Raw genomic sequence first — 18239 nt, 5'->3', positions numbered from 1 at the left:
AAGCGCTCCGAACAGATTGGAGCCCATCGGCCGAAAGGCCTGGCGTTAGCATGTCGCGATTCAATCTCGAAAACAGCATTGCCCAGTTGACAAAACTATAGGAACACCCCCCAAAATAAGTTGCGGTGGAATAGCTCCCGCTTGGACCTTCAGGGGCCTTAAACAGGAACTATTCCACCGCAACTGATGAGGAAACGTGATTAGGCGACGGGCTTTGCGCGGCGTATGGCCGGGAACATCACCGTGATGGCGAGGATGACGCCCACGACGGCAATCGCCCCGCCCGCGAAGCCGATCCAGGCGATACCGGGGCCCGAAACCACGGCGCCGCCGATCGCGGTGCCCGTGCCGATACCCAGATTAAAAAGGCCCGAGAAGATCGACATGGCGACAGCCGACGAATCCGCCGGCGTGTACTTGATGAGCTCGGCCTGGAACGCCACATTGAAGGCCGTGGCGCAGCAGCCCCACAGCACGCAGACGGCAAGCACTGCTGCGAGCGACGATGCGGCCGAACCTATGAGCAGCAGGGCCGCTGGCACGCCGGAGAGCGTGATAGCCAAAAACGGGAAGCGATGCCCGTCGAACAGGCGGCCAAACAGCCAGCTGCCCACCAGACCGGAGCAGCCAAACGCCGTCAGCGTCATGGTAATGGCGCCCGCGTCGACGTGCGCGACCTGCGCCAGGAAGGGCTCGATATAGCTGTAGCCTGTGTAATAGCCGGTCGCCATAAAAACCGTGACCGCGTAGAGCGCGATGAGGAACGGGTTCTTGAGCAGCTCGGGCAGCTGTTTAACGGCAAAGCGCTCACCCGCCGGCATGGCCGGGAACACCGCTGCCTGGTACACCACCGCGGCGGCAGAAAAGGCCCCGACCACGGCAAACGTCATGCGCCAGCCCACGGCCAGGCCGATGGCGCGGCCGATCGGCAGGCCAAAGATCTGTGCGATGGACGAGCCCGTGGCGATCATGCTGATGGCGAGCGCCCCGTGACGGGTGTCGACCAGGCGCGAGGCCATAATCGAGGCGACCGACCAGAACACGGCATGTGCGCATGCGACCACCAGACGCGCGCAAACCAAAATAAGATAGGTGGGCGCCACGGCGGACAGGAACTGACCCAGAGAGAACACGGCGAGCACGCCGAGCAGCATACGCTTGAACTCAAAGCGCGAGGCAAACACCATAAGCGGCAGCGACAGCAGCATGACGCCCCAGGCGTAGACCGAAATCATGATGCCTGCCTGGGCCTCGGTGAGCGAGAACGATACGGCAATATCAGTCAGAAGGCCGATGGGCATGAACTCCGATGTGTTGAACACGAACGCGCAGCAGGCGAGCCCGATAAGCGGGAGCCACTGCTTGAGCGAGATGCCATCTTGTCTTGCCTGAGTCATGTAGGAAACCTCTCCGATTGTCTTGGGCGGTGGGCGATTATATAGCAACGGCCCCGCATCCGTCAGTACAGATGCGGGGCCGCAATCAACTCAATACACAGAGGTTGCGCTGTCAGTAAATAGCTAAGCCAACCCCAGCAATATGCCCGCCGAATGCACGACAAACGCCACGATCCAGGCGACCGTCACCTGAAACGCGAACACGGCAACGGCATAGCGCGCGCCCAACTCGCTCTTGACGGCACCGATTGCCGCCACGCAGGGCGGGTACAGCAGCGTAAAGACCAAGAACACGTAGGCGGTAAACGGCGAAAACATGGTCGACAGCGCCGCGGGTGACGTTGCATCCAAAAGCACGGTGAGGGTCGAGATGACGCTCTCCTTGGCGATAAGTCCGGTGACGAGCGCCGTGGATGCACGCCAGTCGCCAAAGCCAAGCGGCGCCAACGCCGGCGCGATGATGCTACCCAGACCGGCAAGTAGACTCTGCGACTGATCGGCGACCACATTAAAGCGGATGTCAAACGTCTGGAGGAACCAGATGACCACGGTGGCGGCAAAGATGATGGTAAAGGCCTTGGTAATAAAGTCCTTGGCCTTATCCCACGCCAGCATCACCGTCGTCTTGATGCTCGGCAGGCGGTAGTTGGGTAGCTCCATGATAAACGGCACCGGGTCGCCCTTAAATGCCGTGCGGTTGAGCACCAAAGCCGCGATGCAACCGACCGCAATGCCAATCAGATAGAGCGAGACCATGGCTGGGACCGTCGCCTGCGGGAAGAATGCTCCGCACAGCAAGCCGTAAACCGGCAACTTGGCCGAGCAGCTCATGAACGGCGTGAGCATGACCGTCATCTTGCGATCATGCTCGGATGGGAGTGTACGGGTCGACATGATAGCCGGCACGGTGCAGCCAAAACCGACGAGCATGGGCACAAAGCTGCGGCCCGACAGGCCAAAGCGACGCAGCACCTTATCCATGACAAAGGCCACGCGCGCCATGTAGCCGGAGTCTTCCAGAATGGAGAGGAACAAGAAGAGCACGACGATAATCGGCAGGAAGGTCAGCACGCTGCCCACGCCCGTAAGCACGCCGTCGACAGCCAGCGAGCGCACCACGTCGTTGGTTCCGAACGCCTTGAGAACCGCATCGGCCGAGGCGATGACGACAGCGATGCCGTCCTCCATAAGTCCCTGCAACGCCGCGCCGATCACGCCAAACGTCAGCCAAAAGACGAGGCCCATGATCACCAGAAACGCCGGGATGGCCGTGTAGCGACCCGTCAGGATGCGGTCGATCTTAACGGAGCGCACGTGCTCGCGGCTCTCGTGCGGCTTGACGACGCAGCGCCCACACACGTCGCCGATAAAGCTAAAGCGCATATCGGCCAGCGCGGACAGGCGGTCGGTGCCGGCCTCGCCCTCCATCTGGGTAATGATGTGCTCGATAGCGTCAAGTTCGTTGCGATCCAGGTGAAGTGCCTCGGTCACCAGCTCGTCGCCCTCAACCAGCTTGGTCGCCGCAAAACGCACCGGAATGCGGGCCGTCACGGCATGGTCCTCGATCAGGTTGGCAATGCCGTGGATGCAGCGATGCAGCGCACCGCCGTCCGGGCCATCGGGCGCGCAGAAGTCCAGGCGACCCGGGCGCTCGCGGAACCGCGCCACATGCAGAGCGTGATCCACCAGCTCGCCGATACCCTCGTTGCGGGCAGCGCTAATGGGGACAACAGGCACGCCCAACAGGCTCTCGAGCAGGTTGACGTCCACGGCGCCGCCGTTGGCCGTCACCTCGTCCATCATGTTGAGCGCGATGACCATGGGGCAGTCGAGCTCCATAAGCTGCAGCGTCAGGTAGAGGTTGCGCTCGATATTGGTGGCATCGATGATGTCGATGATGGCGTCGGGATGCTCGTCAAGGATAAATTGACGGCTGACAATCTCCTCGCCCGTGTACGGCGACAACGAATAAATACCGGGCAGGTCGGTAACGCTCGCCTCGGGGTGGTTACGGACAGTACCGTCCTTGCGGTCGACCGTCACACCGGGAAAGTTACCAACATGTTGGTTGGAACCCGTCAGCTGGTTGAACAGCGTGGTCTTGCCGCAATTTTGGTTGCCGGCGAGGGCAAAGTGCAGCGGCGCGCCCTCGGGCACGGCCGTTTTTGCCGCACGGGGCGAATACGTCCCCTCACCGAGCGCCGGGTGCTCCGTCGTGCCGATTGCGGCGTTAACGCGCGGGCTCGTATCGGTGTCGTGAATACCCACGAGCTCAATGCGAGCAGCATCGTCTTTGCGAAGCGTCAACTCGTAGCCACGCAGGCGAATCTCGAGCGGGTCACCCATGGGGGCGTACTTCATCATGGTGACTTCGGTGCCCGGCGTTAAGCCCATGTCCAAAATATGCTGTCGGAGTGCCTGATCATCCGATGCCACCGATGCGACAACGGCGTCCTTTCCAATCTCGAGTGTATCGAGCTTCACGTCCGTGTTCCTCCCCCGACGCCCACAGGGCGTTGCATTTATGTTCACCATTGCTAACCGTTTGCCATGGCTAACCAATTTTAACCATGCATGATAGCGCGAACATGCAGCGACGTTCAATCAACAGATTGTTGCAATGGGGACAGATCGCTTTGCCCAATAGATGCGATGCGGAACAACCAGGCGCGGGAGGGGATTCCGGGACACGGTTTCCCAGACGGCACCCTTTCGGAAACCGCACCCCACTATTCAGGCGAATTCCGGGATGCAGTTTCCCGATGGGGGCTCCTGGGGAAACTGCATCCCACTCCGAAACGGGACTGCGGACGATTTCTTGGACCGTTACGCGGCCCTTCCCAGCGCGGCGCGGAACTCGGCCGGCGTGCGGCCGCCGAGCGCATCGCTGCGCCTCTCCGTATTGTATCGGCCGATCCAGCCCCCGAGCTCCTCGATGAAGCGGGCAGGGGTCCAGCCCGACCAGTCCCTGCCGTGCCAGAACTCCCTCTTGAGCAGGCCGAAGAAGCCCTCCATCGCCGCGTTGTCCGGGCTGCAGCCCTTGGCGGACATGCTCCTGGCGAGGCCGTGCCCCTCGCAGATCGAGATCCAGCCGGGCCAGCGGTAGTGGCCGCCGCGGTCGGAGTGGATGACGGGGCGCTCGCCGGGCGCGAGCAGCGCGCAGGCGTCCTCGAGCGTCGAGTTGGCGAGCGCGGCGTCCGGTCTCTCGCCGGCCCTCCACGCCACGACCGAGGAGTCGAAGCAGTCCCTGATGGCCGACAGGTAGACCTTCCTGCCGGAGGGCAGCCTGAACTCGGTGATGTCGGTGAGCCACAGGAAGTTCGGCAGGGCCGAGCGGAAGTCGCGGCGCACGAGGTTCGGCGGGGCCGGCGTCGGCTCGCCCGCATAGGAGCTGTAGGGCCTCCTCTTCCTCCTCATCCACCTGGGGACCAGGCCCTCCTCGCGCATGATGCGGAGGACGACCTTCTCCGAGGCGCGCACGGGCTCGTCGAGCTCGCGCAGGCGCGCCGTCACGAAGCGGTACCCCCGCGCCCCCTCGCCGTCCTCGGTGAAGATCCTGCGCACGAGCGCGCGCAGGGGCGCGCGCCGGTCGGGCCTCGCGATCGCGCGGCGCGGGTACTCATAGGAGCTCTTTGATATCCCCAAGGAACTCGTGAGTTCTCTCAAGGACCACTTCCCGCACGGCCTCAGGCGGTCTATCACCAGGGTCTTCTCCCTGTTCGACATCCCGTCGAGGCTCTCGGCTTTTAAAACGTCCTGCACCGCCCTCAGCACCGCGTTCTCGAGCCTGAGCCGCTCGATCAGGGCGTCCTTGTCCTCCGGGTCGATGTCGGGGTAGTCGGGGCCGTCCCCGACGAGTCGCGGCAGGTCCATTCCTCCACCGGCCCTTCCCGCGGGCTTGCGCACGTCCCTGATCCAGCGCCAGACGGACGTCTTGCCGGGCCCGCCGAGTATCTCGGTTATCTCCATGACGGTGAGCCCGGCGCCGCGAAGCGCCCTGGCCCTCTCCACCATTCTCCTACTGTATGCCATGCGGACTCCGTTCCGGACCTCAACGGTCCAACTTTTTGTCCGCAGTCCCAACGCTAAAACGGGATGGGCTTTCCGACTGAGGTCTCTAGCGGAAACTGCGTCCCGGAATAGGCGCTCAGACTGGGACGTATTTTCCCGATCGAGCCCCTCGGGGAAACTGCGACCCGGAATCTGTGCCCGAAACGGGACGTGGTTTCCCCGAGGACCGAAACAGCCGCCCGCCCCTCGTCAAAATCATCCGCTTTCCTCCGTTGTATGCGGATCATCCAAGGAGTGTCCCAGAGTGCCAGCAATAGGAACGTCCCCAGCTGCCGGCAGCATTTCACCACAACTGCAAAAACCCGCGCAGGCAACCGTAGTCACCTGCGCGGGTTTAGTGGGCGCTCACAAAGGTACGTTACAGAGGCCCACGTCAGTTATGGATTACCGAACGGCACCGGCACGCGATGCCTCAGTCGGCTTACCAAGCGATGAAGCTTACCGAAGTCCTAGACAATCGGCGCAATGCCGGCAAAGTGCAGATACAGCGAAATGATTGCTACGATAATGACCACCGCTGCGATCAGCTTGTCGTGCAGATGCGGAAGCACCGGCTTACCGCGACCTCGCTCGCCCAACATATAGACGGGAATGGCCGGAGCAAAAAGAATCGTCGTGATCATAACGCCCTGAAGACCCGTCGACCACACCAGGAACAATGTGTAGATGAAGCCGAGCGTACCGAAGAAGCGGGCTTTGCCGACGCTGGGCGCATGCGGCCCGTCCAGATGCTCGTTCTTCCAGCCAATCACCATGTAATAGGCAGCCGAGCAGACATACGGAACCAGAATCGTGTTGACTGCGCAGCTATAGAAGAACTGGTAGGTGCTCGCCGCCACATACGACACGATCAAGAAGAGCTGCGTGATGCCGGAGCTCACAAGAACCGTTACCACCGGGGCGTCGTGCTTGTTCGTCTTGGCAAACGCCAGAGGGAAGGATCCCTGGCGCGCCGCCTCGAACGGCGTCTCGGACGCAATGATGACATAGCCCAGCAGCGCGCCGACCAGCGAAAGGATAACGCCAAGGTTTACGATGGCAGCGCCAACCGGACCGATTGCGCACTCGAGAATTCCCGCCATGGAGGGCGTTGCGAGCTGCGCCATCTCCTCGCGCGGCATAATGCCGAGTGACAGCATCGAGATGATCAGATACAGCGTAAATACAGCCGCAAATCCGAGCGCCGTCGAGCGGCCGACGTCACGCACGTACTTTGCACGGCCCGAGATAACGACAGCGCCCTCGATGCCCGTGAAGACCCAGACAAGGGCGATCATGGTCGAGACAACCTGCTCGCCAAAGCCAGGACCAGCCGGCTCTCCCCAGAAGTTGTCCATAAAGATATCGACGTTGAACTTACCCAGGAGCACGATGCTCAGCACAAAGAGCCCCAGCGGCACCAGCTTCGCCAACGTGACGATAGTGTTAATGCCCGCAGCCTCCTTAACGCCACGAAGCACAAGGACGGTAAGGAACCACAAAAACGCGCTGGCGCAGACGATGGAAAGCAGGTTGTTGCCCGCGCCAAACGCAGGGAAGAAATAGCCCAGCGCGCTAAACAGCAAGAGCGCAAAGCTCACGTTGGAAAGACATGCGCTGATCCAGTAGCCCCAGGCGGAGTTGAATCCAATGTAATCGCCAAAACCGGCCGCAGCGTATGCATAGATGCCGCCGGTCAGGTCGGGACGAGCCTGAGACAAACCGTTGAACACCATCATCAGCGCAAAGACGCCGATAAAGCAAATTCCCCACGAGACGATAACCGCACCGGTATTTGCCCCGCCTGCTGCCATATCGCCGGCAAGCGAAAAGATACCGCCACAAATACTGGCGGTAATGACCATCATGGTCAGACGAAAGAGATCGAGGCCATTAGGGTCGATAATCTCGTCGTTTTGAACTTTAGAGGCCATTGTATGTGCACCCCCTTCATCATGTGATCGAACGAAAGATGACCCGGACGTCCCGAATCGGGTGCCGGGCCATCGGTCAAGCGATCATCAGACTGTTACAGCTATCGCGTTAGAAGCGCAGCGACAGGCAAGATAGGCCGCCGTCGACCTTGCGATACTCGGAGGTATCGACGACGAGCGTCTTGTAGCCCAGATCCTGCACGGCCTTGAGCACGGTCGGATAGCCCTCGGCGACGATGACCGTACCGTTGACCCAGATGCAGTTGGCGCCGTAAGCCTCGTCCTCGGGCACGACGATCTTGTTGTACTGGGCAAAGTCGGGTTTATCGATAAACTCACCGGAAACGAGCATGTTGTTGTCCTCGATGTAGTTGACGCCCGTCTTGAGGTGTAGGACCTCCTCCAGCGGAACCTCGGAACCCTCGAGACCCCAGCCCTCGAGAATCTCACAGAACTGGCGGATGCCCTCTTCGTTGGTGCGAGCGGAGCGACCGACGTAGAAATGGTCGCCGACCATCATGACGTCGCCGCCGTCGAGCGTACCCGGAGAAACGATGTGCTTGACATGCTCGTCGTCAAAGAAGCGACGGACGGCTGGTTCGATCTCGTCCTTCTCGCCGTTGCGGCTGTCGGCACCGGGGTTGGTAATGATGGCGCCGCAGCGAGTGATGACGGCCGGATCCTCGACAAAGCAGCTGTCGGGATACTGCTCGAGCGCCGGCAGCACCGACACGTCAACGCCGCACTGCTCGAGCGCATGCTCGTAATCGTAGTGCTCCTCGATGGCACGCTCGTAGATGGGCTGGCCAAGCTCGGGGGCACTCGTGATGCCATTGCTCAGGGACTTGCCGGGACGACGGATGATGACGTGGCTGAACTTGGTCATGATGATCCTCCTTGGATCTCTTAGCAGAGAGCGGGACTTCTTTGCGCCCGCCTTCCTTTCGATGGCTTTATCTTAAGGCGGTTTTCCTATTTTGTATATTGTATACAATCCTGAACGGTAGGTATTCATCGGTAAGCGTATTCTCACCTATCGGCGCAAAGTAGCGCGATTTAACTGGTCGTTCTATAATTCAACTGAGCTATTCAAGCGAAACGTATTTAATTTTGAAAATATACAGTTGAGGAACACAAGCTCATGGAAACGCTCAGAAGACCCTTGAAGGATCATGTATACGACTATATTTCGAGCCGCATAGATGCCGGCGAGCTTTCGGCTGGCGACCGCGTGAGCGAGCAAGCGATCTGCGATGCCATGGGCGTGTCGCGCACGCCGGTTCGCGAGGCGCTCATTCAGCTGGCAAGCGATGGCTACCTGGACAATCTCCCCCGTCGCGGATTCCGTGTCCGTGGGTTCGATCAACAAAACGCCGTTGAAGTCTTTGAGATTATGGGGCCGCTCGATGGGCAGGCGGCATACCTCGCCTGTCCCCTCCTGACCAAAGAGGACATCATGCAGCTGAAGTTTTTGGTTGGGTCCATGGACCTTGCGATCCAAGGCGGTCTTATCCGAAAGTACGACGACATTCAGCGAGACTTTCATCTGACGTACTTCAACCGCTGCGGCAACGATCGTCTACGCGATATGATTGCGCAGCTCGAGCGCTGCTTTATCAAACGCGATTACGAGACTGTCGATCAAGAAACGGCGTGCAAGCTGCTCGATAAAGCCAATGCCGAACATGCCCATATTCTTGAACTGTTCGAAGCGCGGGACGCGGCGGGCGTGCGCGATTACGTACGCGATGTCCATTGGAACACGGAGAACGCCCAGTTCACCGTTTGGTAGGAAAGCAGCGGGCGGTAGCGGACCAATTCTTGGCACCGCCGCTCAAAATGATTCATTTCCCTCCGTCACCAAGGGATCATTGGTGCAATGGGAGCAGGTTACTTTGCGCCAATAAGTAGGATGCGGAGCAACCAAACGGCGGGACTCCGGGCCGCAGCTTCTCAAACGACACCCTTCCGGAAACCGTGTCCCACTATCCGGGCGAATTCTGGGATGCAGCTTCCCAATGGGGCCCCTTGGGGAAATCGCATCCCGGAATTCACGCCCGAAACGGGATGCGTTTTCCGGTTGAGGCATCTTGCGGAAAATGCATCCCGGAATCGTCGCTCAGACCGGGACGCATTTTCCCGATCGACCCTCTGCGGGAAACTGTATCCCACCTTGAGGGGCAAAACTGGGACGCGGTTTCCGGCCCGGGCATCAAAACGAAGTTGCGGTGGAATAGTTCCTGCTTGGGGCTTTAACCAGCAAAAACAGGAACTATTTCACCGCAAGTTATGAGGGACGGGATGGGGCTGGCCCTCTTACTCTTACAGATGGCGCTCCAGGAAGCGGAAGGCTAGGCGAATCCAAGGGCGAACCGCCACCTGCTTGCCCTCGTTGTCGACCGCGGTATTGGCATTGCCGAGCGAAAGGCCGTGACCGCCTTGGTCAAAGACGTGCATCTCGCAAGCGACGCCCTCCTCGGCCATGCGCTGAGCAAACGGATAGACCTGCGCGATCGGCGCTGTTTTGTCATCGGACACGCCCCACACAAAGGTCGGCGGCATCTGACGCGAAACATGCGTGGTAGGGCAGATATCGGCCAGGTGCTCTTCGGTGGCCTCGCCGCCGGTCACCATCGACAGGTAGTCGTTGAGCAAATCGCGCCCCGTCTTGCCGCCTGTCTTGGGCACGCGCAAGTCGATGCGCGGATCGCGCGTCTGCATGTCGCGGACATAGGCAAAGTCGAGCAATGGATAGCCCAGCACCACGGCATCGGGACGAATGTCGTCCGGACGCGCCCCGACAAGTGCCGCGAAGGGGCCGGTCTTCCACTGCGTTGCCAGCGAGGCGCAAATCATGCCGCCCGCCGAAAAGCCCACAACGCACACGCGCTTGGGATCGACATGCCACTCGTCGGCATTCGCACGAACCGTGGCGACCATCTTGGCAAGATCTGCCTGGGGGTGCGGAAAGCTCACGTCACCCGTGCCACTCGTGACATAGTTGAGAACAAAGGTCTGGTACCCGTGATCCAAAAAGGCAAAGGCCACCGGATCTTGCTCATGCGGGGCGATGTGCGTAAACGCGCCTCCGCCGCAGATGATCACTGCCGGGCGACGACCATTGGGCTTGCCGGGCAGCGGTTCGGCCCCCATATAGGTAAACGTCGCCGGATATTCCTCAGTCGGCTCCTCGCCCCACAGCGCATGGCTCTCGACGATCATATATGCTCCCTTCGCGCGATTCGTGCGCACGTTATGTATCGCCTTCAAGCGTACCCCACTTGGACGCACGGCATCGAAACGTATCCGCAATAAGTTTCCCTTCAACTGATATATCACATAATCCCAGCTCAGGGCCGTCGTTGAGCAGCGTAAAATAGGGACGCTGACCGAGCCGGTAAACACACACGAAACGTTTCCGGCAAAACTACGCGTGCGCCACATGCGCACTTGATACGTTGGAGGCATCTATGGGTCTGCTCGATTCGCTCAAGTCCACGTTCAACTCGTCGGGCGAGGCGTCCGTACCGCCCGCAGCAAGCTTCGCCACCCGCGAAGGCGTCATCTACGCTCCCGTTAACGGTGTGCTCGTCAATCTAAACGAGGTTCCCGACGAGACCATCGCCTCGGGTATGCTCGGCCAGGGCTACGGCATCGAGCCCATCACCGGCACCATCTATGCGCCCGCTAACGGCCGCATCGGCGCCACCACCGTCACCAACCACTCTATTGGCATGATCACCGAGGACGGCCTTCGCGTGTTCATCCATGTCGGCCTGGGCACCGTACAAATGAACGGCAAGGGTTTTGCCCGCTTTGTCGAGATGGGCGATGTGGTCAAGGCAGGCCAGCCGCTCATCAGTTTCGACCGCGATGCCATTAAGGCCGCTGGCCACGAGGACATCGTGACCGTCATCATCTCCGAGCTCGATCGTCTTAAGAGCATCGACCATGTCGGCGAGTCTGGAACGCTTATCGGCGGCAACCCGCTCGTCAAGCTGGGCGACCCGCTGCTGGTGGCTAAGACCAAGTAACGAGTCCTGCGCCGTACAGCCAATAGGCAACACGCAAGCGCCCACGACCATCTGGCCGCGGGCGCTTTTCGTTTGAAAACCGTCCCGTCAATGCCTTATCTGTATAGCCCAAATGAGCCGAGCTGCTAGAATATCGAACTATATGGATAACTATCATTCAACCGTTATGGGAGGATACGTGAACCGCACCAAAATCGCGCAGCTCTATGCCGATGCCGAGTCGCTCGGCGGCAAGACCGTCACTGTCGCCGGCTGGGTCAAGTCCGTCCGCGACATGAAGAACTTTGGCTTCGTCACGCTCAACGACGGCAGCTGCTTCCGCGACCTGCAGGTCGTCATGAACCGCGAAACGCTCGGCAACTACGACGAGATCGCCCACCAAAACGTCTCGGCTGCACTCATTTGCACCGGCACCGTCAAGCTGACCCCCGATGCGCCCCAGCCTTTCGAGCTTTCTGCCACCTCCATCGAGGTAGAGGGCACGAGCGCCCCGGACTACCCGCTGCAGAAGAAGCGCGCAACCGTCGAGTTCCTGCGTACCCAGCAGCACCTGCGCCCGCGCACCAACCTGTTCCGTGCCGTGTTCCGCATCCGCTCTGTCGCGGCTGCCGCCATCCACCGCTTCTTCCAAGAGCAGGGCTTTGTCTACGTCAACACCCCCATCATCACCACGAGTGACTGCGAGGGCGCCGGCGAGATGTTCCGCGTGACCACGCTCGACCCCAAAAATCCGCCTCTCACCGAGTCCGGAGAGGTCGACTGGAGCCAGGACTTCTTTGGCAAGCACGCAAGCCTTACCGTGTCCGGCCAGCTCAATGCCGAGAACTTTGCCATGGCCTTTGGCGACGTGTACACCTTTGGCCCCACCTTCCGCGCCGAAAACTCCAACACCACGCGCCACGCCGCCGAGTTTTGGATGATTGAGCCCGAGATGGCCTTTGCCGACCTGAACGACTACATGGATAACGCCGAGGCCATGCTCAAGTACGTTCTTAAGGACGTTATGGCCACTTGCCCCGACGAGCTCAACATGCTCAACAAGTTTGTGGACAAGGGCCTGATCGAGCGCCTGAACCACGTGGCAAACTCCGACTTTGCCCGCGTCACCTACACCGAGGCCGTCGAGATCCTGGAGCAGGCCGTCGCCGCCGGTCACAAGTTTGACTATCCTGTCAGCTGGGGCGTTGACCTGCAGACCGAGCACGAGCGCTTCCTGACCGAGGAGCACTTTAAGCGCCCGACCTTCGTGACCGACTACCCGGCAGAGATCAAGGCCTTCTACATGCGCATGAACGATGACGGCAAGACCGTCGCCGCCGCCGACTGCCTGGTGCCGGGCATCGGCGAGATTATCGGCGGCTCCCAGCGCGAGGAGCGCCTGGATCTTCTCGAGGCCCGCATCAAGGACCTGGGCATGGCCCCCGAGCAGTACAAGTACTACCTTGACCTGCGCCGCTATGGCTCCTGCAAACACGCCGGCTATGGCCTGGGCTTCGAGCGTTTGGTCATGTACCTGACGGGTGTGGGCAACATCCGCGACGTCCTTCCGCACCCCCGCACCGTGGGCAACGCCGATTTCTAATCGCCACAGCTCCGTCCCGCGCGTTACAGCGTGTCGCACCAGCGCCTCTCGGCAAGCCGAGGGGCGCTTTTTTCAACAGCATCCGTCAGGCTTTTGTCAAGCTTTTGGTCAGCTGATCAGGGCTGTTGAAAAATCGATCCGCCGCTTGCCGACGACTACCGACCACCCAGAGTGCCCTGTGCCCCTAAGCAAACCCCGTGTCCTAGGCTCCGTACCGTCATCACCCAAAAACGGAAAGGACGTGAACGCAATGGCCAAACCCGCTGTTGAGAACTACGAGGCCACGACCAGGGGTGCTGCTTCCATGGCAGCCTATCGCGCTGTGCGCATCCTGCAACTCTTAAGCGAGCATACCGGTGAGGACAAAGCGCTTCCTCCCGATGAGCTGATCGAGCGTCTCGCCCATCCCGACGACCCCGCTCGCATGCCCATCTCGGCAGCGCGGCGCAGCATCCATACCGCGATTTCCGCCCTGCGACATGCCGGATACGAGATTGAGTACAAGCGCGGCGCGGGTTACCGACTTCTCACCCGACCGCTCTCCGACGAGGAAATCATTCGACTCCATGGCATGGTCATGCGCAACCGCTCCACACCCATCGCGACCAGAAAAAGCATAGCGCGCCATCTGGTCGCCATGGCAAGCGCCGACGTTCGCGGCTACCTCGATACGTCCGAGCCGGCACCAAGCGCAGAGGGCAAACCCGCCAAGACCACGCGACCGCCCGCCAAACGCATCGATACCTGCGAGCTCATCGAGCGGGCCATCGACCACGGAACCACGGTGAGCTTTGACATTTCAAGCGTCACGACACATGACAAGATCGAAGTGACGAGGATGACCGTTCGGCCTTTTGCCATCAAACAGCGAGACGGTGTCTCGTATCTGCTGGGAACGGTCGTCGACGGGCACGGCTCCGACGACACCCTACGCACCGTCGAGGTCGGCCGCATGAGAAACGTTAGCACGCGCCTGCTCGACGGCAAGAAGCTCTTTGCCGCGCTGGACGAGGGGGAGCGGCCCGCGCCCGCCGCCTAAGTCTTGCCGTTGCCCGCCGAATCCCCCGCCGTCCATCCGGTTCAGTATTAAAAAACCCGACAGGTTGTTGAAAAAATGGGCATCGGCGCTACTATAGACCCACTTGCACTTTGTTTGAGTGCAGTGTTTCCAGCAATTTCTATACTGGGGGTAATGACATGAACGACATCACCATCAGCCGCAGGAGCCTTCTGGTCTCCGCCGGCCTGCTCGCACTGGCCCCGCTCGCCGGATGCGGCGGCAACTCTGGTTCCGGCTCTGCAGCCGCCGGTTCCGACTACACCATCGGCGTTCTGCAGCTCACTGAGCACTCCGCGCTCGACGCCGCCAACGACGGCTTTGTCAAGGCCATCAAGAAGAGCGGACTCAAGGTCAAGATCGACCAGAAGAACGCCCAGAACGACCAGTCCACGTGTAAGTCCATCGCCGACAAGTTTGTGGGCGACAACGTCAACTTGATCTACGCCATCGCCACGCCTGCCGCACAGGCTGCCGCCGGCGCCACGGCCGATATCCCCATCGTGGGCTGCGCCATCACCGACTACGCCGCCTCCGGCCTGGTCCAGGACAACGACAAGCCCGGCACCAACGTCACCGGCGCCTCCGACCTCACCCCGGTCGCCGAGCAGCTCGAGATGATGCAGAAGGTCCTGCCCGACGTTAAAAAGGTCGGTCTGCTCTACTGCACCGCCGAGTCCAACTCCGACGTCCAGATCAAGGCCGCCAAGAAGGAACTCGACAAGCTGGGCCTGGAGTACACCGATTTCACCGTCTCGAGCTCCAACGAGATCCAGTCTGTCGTCGAGTCTGCCGTAGGCAAGGTCGACGCGCTCTACTCCCCCACTGACAACACTATCGCCGCGGGCGCTTCGCAGGTCGGTCAGATCTGCAAGGAGAACAAGCTTCCTTTTGTGACCGGCGAGGAGGGCATGTGCATGGCCGGCGGCCTGTTCACCCTTTCCATCAACTATGAGGACCTGGGCTACGCCGCGGGCGAGATGGCCGTTAAGATTCTGAAGGGCGAGGCCAAGCCCGAGGATATGCCGATCAAGCACCTCTCGAGCAAGGATCTGGTCGTCGTCAAGAACGACGAGATGGCCGAGGCCCTGGGCATCGACCTTTCCGCTCTAGACGAGTAGCGCCATGCGCGGTAACGCAGCTAGGCACGCGCTTGCGCCATAGCTGTGTTATTCAATATCTGAGTCATTGGGGCGAACGCTAAAGACCGGCGTTCGCCCTGCTTGTTTTTGGTAAAACAAAATGTCCGTCCGCTGCTCTTTTATGCATTGGTACCGCTATTATGGAAAATCACGTGTCCACCCTATCCTAGGAGGTATGAAGCATGCTCATTGCATTGCAGGGCGCCGTTTCGCAGGGTGTCCTCTGGGGCATTATGGTGCTTGGCGTGTTTATCACGTTCCGCCTGCTCGACATCCCCGATATGACCTGTGACGGCAGCTTTGCCCTCGGCGGCTGCGTCTGCGCCGTGCTCATCGTCAACAACAATGCCGACCCGTTGCTGGCCGTTTTGGCCGGCATGTGCGCCGGCGCCATTGCGGGCGCGGTCACGGGCATTCTGACCACCGTCTTTGAGATTCCCGCGATCCTCGCCGGAATCCTCACCCAGATCAGCCTGTGGTCCATCAACCTGCGCATCATGGGCAAATCCAACACGCCCATCCTTGCCAAGGGCACCGTGTTCTCGGCCGTCAGCAATATGACGGGCCTGCCGCAGTCCACCGTTGCCATCATCCTGGGCATCTTGCTCGCCGTTGCTATCGTTGCCATCCTGTATTGGTTCTTTGGCACCGAGATCGGCTCGGCGCTGCGCGCCACCGGCAACAACGAGTACATGATCCGTGCCCTGGGCGTCAACACCAACTCCACTAAGATGATCGCCCTCGTGCTCTCCAACGCCCTCATTGGCCTTTCGGGCGCGCTCATCTGCCAGAGCCAGAAGTACGCCGACATTGGCATGGGCACCGGCGCCATCGTTATCGGTCTCGCCGCCATTGTTATCGGCGAGGTGCTCGGCCGCCTGCTGCCCGGCGGTCTCACGCAGTTTAGCGTCCGTCTTGCCTCCGCCGTCTTTGGCTCCGTGGTGTACTTCCTCATCCGCGCCATCGTGCTGCAGCTGGGCATGGACGCCAACGACATGAAGCTGCTCTCCGCCGTGATTGTCGCCGTGGCCCTATGCGTGCCCGTGGTTTGGGAGCGCTATAAGCTCCGCAGCTCCTACACGAAGGGGGATGAGGCAGATGCTTAAGCTCTCGCACGTCAAGAAGACCTTTAACAAGGGCACCGTCACCGAAAAGCGCGCTCTTACCGGCGTCGACCTTACCCTCAACGATGGCGACTTTGTAACCGTGATTGGCGGCAACGGCGCCGGCAAGTCCACGCTGCTCAACATGATCGCCGGCGTGTATCCGCTCGATTCGGGCGTTATCGAGCTCGACGGCACCGACATCTCGCGTCTGAGCGAGTCGCAGCGTGCCAAGTACCTGGGCCGCGTGTTCCAGGACCCCATGCGCGGCACCGCAGCCGACATGCAAATTGCCGAGAACCTGGCACTCGCCAAGCGTCGCGGCCAGCGTCGCGGCCTTTCGTGGGGCGTCACCAAGGCCGAGAAGGACGAGTACGTCAAGCTGCTCATACGCCTGGACCTTGGTCTGGACACGCGCCTCAACGCCAAGGTCGGCCTGCTCTCGGGCGGCCAGCGCCAGGCACTCACCCTGCTCATGGCCACGCTCAACAAGCCGCGCCTGCTGCTGCTCGACGAGCATACCGCGGCACTCGACCCCAAAACGGCCTCTAAGGTGCTCGATCTGACCGAGGAGATCGTCGACGAGAACCACCTGACCACGCTCATGGTCACGCATAACATGAACGACGCTATCCGTCTGGGCAATCGCCTGATCATGATGCACGAGGGCCACGTAATCTACGACGTGGCGGGCGATGAGAAGAAATCGCTCACCGTGGCCGACTTGCTTCAGAAGTTCGAGGAGGTCTCGGGCGGCGAGCTCGCCAACGACCGCATGCTGCTGAGCTAAACCTACCAAAAAGGGACAGGTTTATTTTGGCAGGTTTTATCTGCGCAGACGTCAAAACCGCCGCAAAGGGACAGGCACCTTTGCGGCGGTTTTCGCATATTATGTCGATAATCCAGCGTCAGCAGGGACCACTGGTTAAGAACTAAGGAAACTGCCATGAGAGGATCTCTTCCTCGTCTTGCTTGACCGCCGCACTCCTTGCCGGCGTACTCGCCGGCGCCCCAGCTTACGCCACCGCGGACGCCCCATCTCAAGTTATCGGCCCGTCCGTTGTGATCGGACGGGCTTTTTGGTGGGTATCATGGTTGAACGATCATGAGGAGGTTTTCCCTACATGGAATTGTTTGAGCCGATTCTTCATTTCTTTGAGCAGCGGTGGGTCCACAACATCATCTGGGCCGGCATCTTGGCGATAGGCACCGCCGTTGCCGCCAAAGTCGTTTCCAAGACGCTGCGTCACCTGCTCAACCGCGACGATAACCCGCTTCCGGCATCGAGCATCTTCATCAACATTGCGCGCGCCGTCATCTGGATGGTCGGCGGCAGTTTTATCCTAGACAACTGCTTTGGCATTAACGCAAACGCGCTCGTCGCCGCTCTTGGCGTCGGCGGCATTGCCATCTCGCTCGGCTTTCAGGACACGCTGTCGAACCTTATCGGCGGCATGCAGGTGACCTTTATGGGCATCATCAAGCCCGGCGACAATATCGAGGTTGGCGGCGTGTCGGGCGTGGTCCAGGACATCACCTGGCGCCACACGACCATCGAGGATGCCTACGGGCAGACCATCATTGTGCCCAACTCCAACATCTCCAAGGACACGCTCGTGCATCTGATGCCCTTTGGACGTGTGGCCGTGCCCGTTGCCGTAAAGGACACGTCTAAATGGGCTTCCCTTGACGCGCTGGCAGACGAGCTGACCAGCGCCACCAAAACGGCCGTCTCGCCCATCTCGGGCTTTGACCAGGAGCCCTACGTGCTCTTTAGCGAAATCGGCGACTTTGGCATCAAGGGCAAGATCATCTTTATCGTCAGTGACGACAGCACCACATTCACCGCTGCCGACGCCTGCATCCGCGCTATCGCTCCCATCATCGCCTAAAGCACCACAAAGGGGACAGTGAACTGCCTCCCATTTCTTGGACATCGG

14 protein-coding genes are annotated in these 18239 nt (G+C 60.3%); 8 read left to right on the top strand and 6 right to left on the bottom strand.

Features of this window, described 5'->3' with window-relative positions; translation table 11 throughout:
* Positions 1 to 200: 200 nt before the first annotated feature.
* The 5 genes from ACTQV4_RS07400 to ACTQV4_RS07380 all read right to left on the bottom strand — a co-directional run bounded on the left by ACTQV4_RS07400 (position 201) and on the right by ACTQV4_RS07380 (position 8267).
* On the bottom strand, positions 201 to 1397 hold the full coding sequence (locus ACTQV4_RS07400) for an MFS transporter (protein WP_441569572.1): 1197 nt from the start codon (positions 1395 to 1397) through the stop codon (positions 201 to 203).
* A 123-nt stretch (positions 1398 to 1520) separates the two neighbouring features.
* Positions 1521 to 3932 carry a ferrous iron transport protein B gene (gene feoB, locus ACTQV4_RS07395; RefSeq protein WP_441569571.1) on the bottom strand — a complete coding sequence of 804 codons (2412 nt, stop codon included), beginning with the start codon at positions 3930 to 3932 and terminating at the stop codon, positions 1521 to 1523.
* Positions 3933 to 4223: 291 nt separating this feature from the next.
* Positions 4224 to 5429 (bottom strand): IS3 family transposase, encoded by a 1206-nt coding sequence (locus tag ACTQV4_RS07390; protein WP_441569570.1) that lies wholly within the window; start codon positions 5427 to 5429, stop codon positions 4224 to 4226.
* Between the two features lie 488 nt (positions 5430 to 5917).
* A complete protein-coding gene (locus ACTQV4_RS07385; RefSeq protein WP_441048863.1) occupies positions 5918 to 7381 on the bottom strand; it encodes a basic amino acid/polyamine antiporter in 1464 nt (487 codons plus the stop codon).
* A 109-nt stretch (positions 7382 to 7490) separates the two neighbouring features.
* Positions 7491 to 8267, bottom strand: coding sequence for a dimethylarginine dimethylaminohydrolase family protein (locus ACTQV4_RS07380; RefSeq protein ID WP_117583089.1), 777 nt, complete (start codon positions 8265 to 8267; stop codon positions 7491 to 7493).
* Between the two features lie 276 nt (positions 8268 to 8543).
* On the opposite strand from ACTQV4_RS07380, the gene ACTQV4_RS07375 reads away from it, so the two are divergent.
* Positions 8544 to 9173, top strand: coding sequence for a GntR family transcriptional regulator (locus ACTQV4_RS07375; RefSeq protein WP_441048862.1), 630 nt, complete (start codon positions 8544 to 8546; stop codon positions 9171 to 9173).
* Positions 9174 to 9703: 530 nt separating this feature from the next.
* On the opposite strand, the gene ACTQV4_RS07370 is transcribed toward ACTQV4_RS07375, so the two are convergent.
* On the bottom strand, positions 9704 to 10603 hold the full coding sequence (locus tag ACTQV4_RS07370; protein ID WP_441569569.1) for an alpha/beta hydrolase: 900 nt from the start codon (positions 10601 to 10603) through the stop codon (positions 9704 to 9706).
* Between the two features lie 248 nt (positions 10604 to 10851).
* Here ACTQV4_RS07370 and ACTQV4_RS07365 point away from each other — a divergent pair, with 248 nt between their 5' ends.
* The 7 genes from ACTQV4_RS07365 to ACTQV4_RS07335 all read left to right on the top strand — a co-directional run bounded on the left by ACTQV4_RS07365 (position 10852) and on the right by ACTQV4_RS07335 (position 18191).
* The gene (locus ACTQV4_RS07365) at positions 10852 to 11415 is read left to right on the top strand and encodes a PTS sugar transporter subunit IIA (RefSeq protein ID WP_441032162.1); all 564 of its coding nucleotides are present in this window, start codon (positions 10852 to 10854) and stop codon (positions 11413 to 11415) included.
* A 178-nt stretch (positions 11416 to 11593) separates the two neighbouring features.
* On the top strand, positions 11594 to 12997 hold the full coding sequence (gene asnS / locus ACTQV4_RS07360; protein WP_441032179.1) for an asparagine--tRNA ligase: 1404 nt from the start codon (positions 11594 to 11596) through the stop codon (positions 12995 to 12997).
* 250 nt (positions 12998 to 13247) lie between these two features.
* Positions 13248 to 14036: a hypothetical protein gene (locus ACTQV4_RS07355; protein ID WP_427793561.1), complete on the top strand. Its 789-nt coding sequence runs from the start codon at positions 13248 to 13250 to the stop codon at positions 14034 to 14036.
* A gap of 158 nt (positions 14037 to 14194) precedes the next feature.
* Positions 14195 to 15175 (top strand): ABC transporter substrate-binding protein, encoded by a 981-nt coding sequence (locus tag ACTQV4_RS07350; protein ID WP_427718396.1) that lies wholly within the window; start codon positions 14195 to 14197, stop codon positions 15173 to 15175.
* Between the two features lie 203 nt (positions 15176 to 15378).
* A complete protein-coding gene (locus ACTQV4_RS07345; protein WP_427718394.1) occupies positions 15379 to 16302 on the top strand; it encodes an ABC transporter permease in 924 nt (307 codons plus the stop codon).
* The gene (locus tag ACTQV4_RS07340) at positions 16295 to 17089 is read left to right on the top strand and encodes an ABC transporter ATP-binding protein (RefSeq protein ID WP_441569568.1); all 795 of its coding nucleotides are present in this window, start codon (positions 16295 to 16297) and stop codon (positions 17087 to 17089) included. The genes ACTQV4_RS07345 and ACTQV4_RS07340 overlap by 8 nt, the downstream gene beginning before the upstream one ends.
* A gap of 334 nt (positions 17090 to 17423) precedes the next feature.
* Positions 17424 to 18191, top strand: coding sequence for a mechanosensitive ion channel family protein (locus ACTQV4_RS07335; RefSeq protein WP_441546563.1), 768 nt, complete (start codon positions 17424 to 17426; stop codon positions 18189 to 18191).
* Positions 18192 to 18239: the final 48 nt, after the last annotated feature.

The sequence above is a fragment of the Collinsella sp. LCP19S3_B11 genome, from assembly GCF_052121915.1.
GTDB lineage: Bacteria > Actinomycetota > Coriobacteriia > Coriobacteriales > Coriobacteriaceae > Collinsella.
This window is presented reverse-complemented; position numbering and strand designations above follow the sequence as displayed.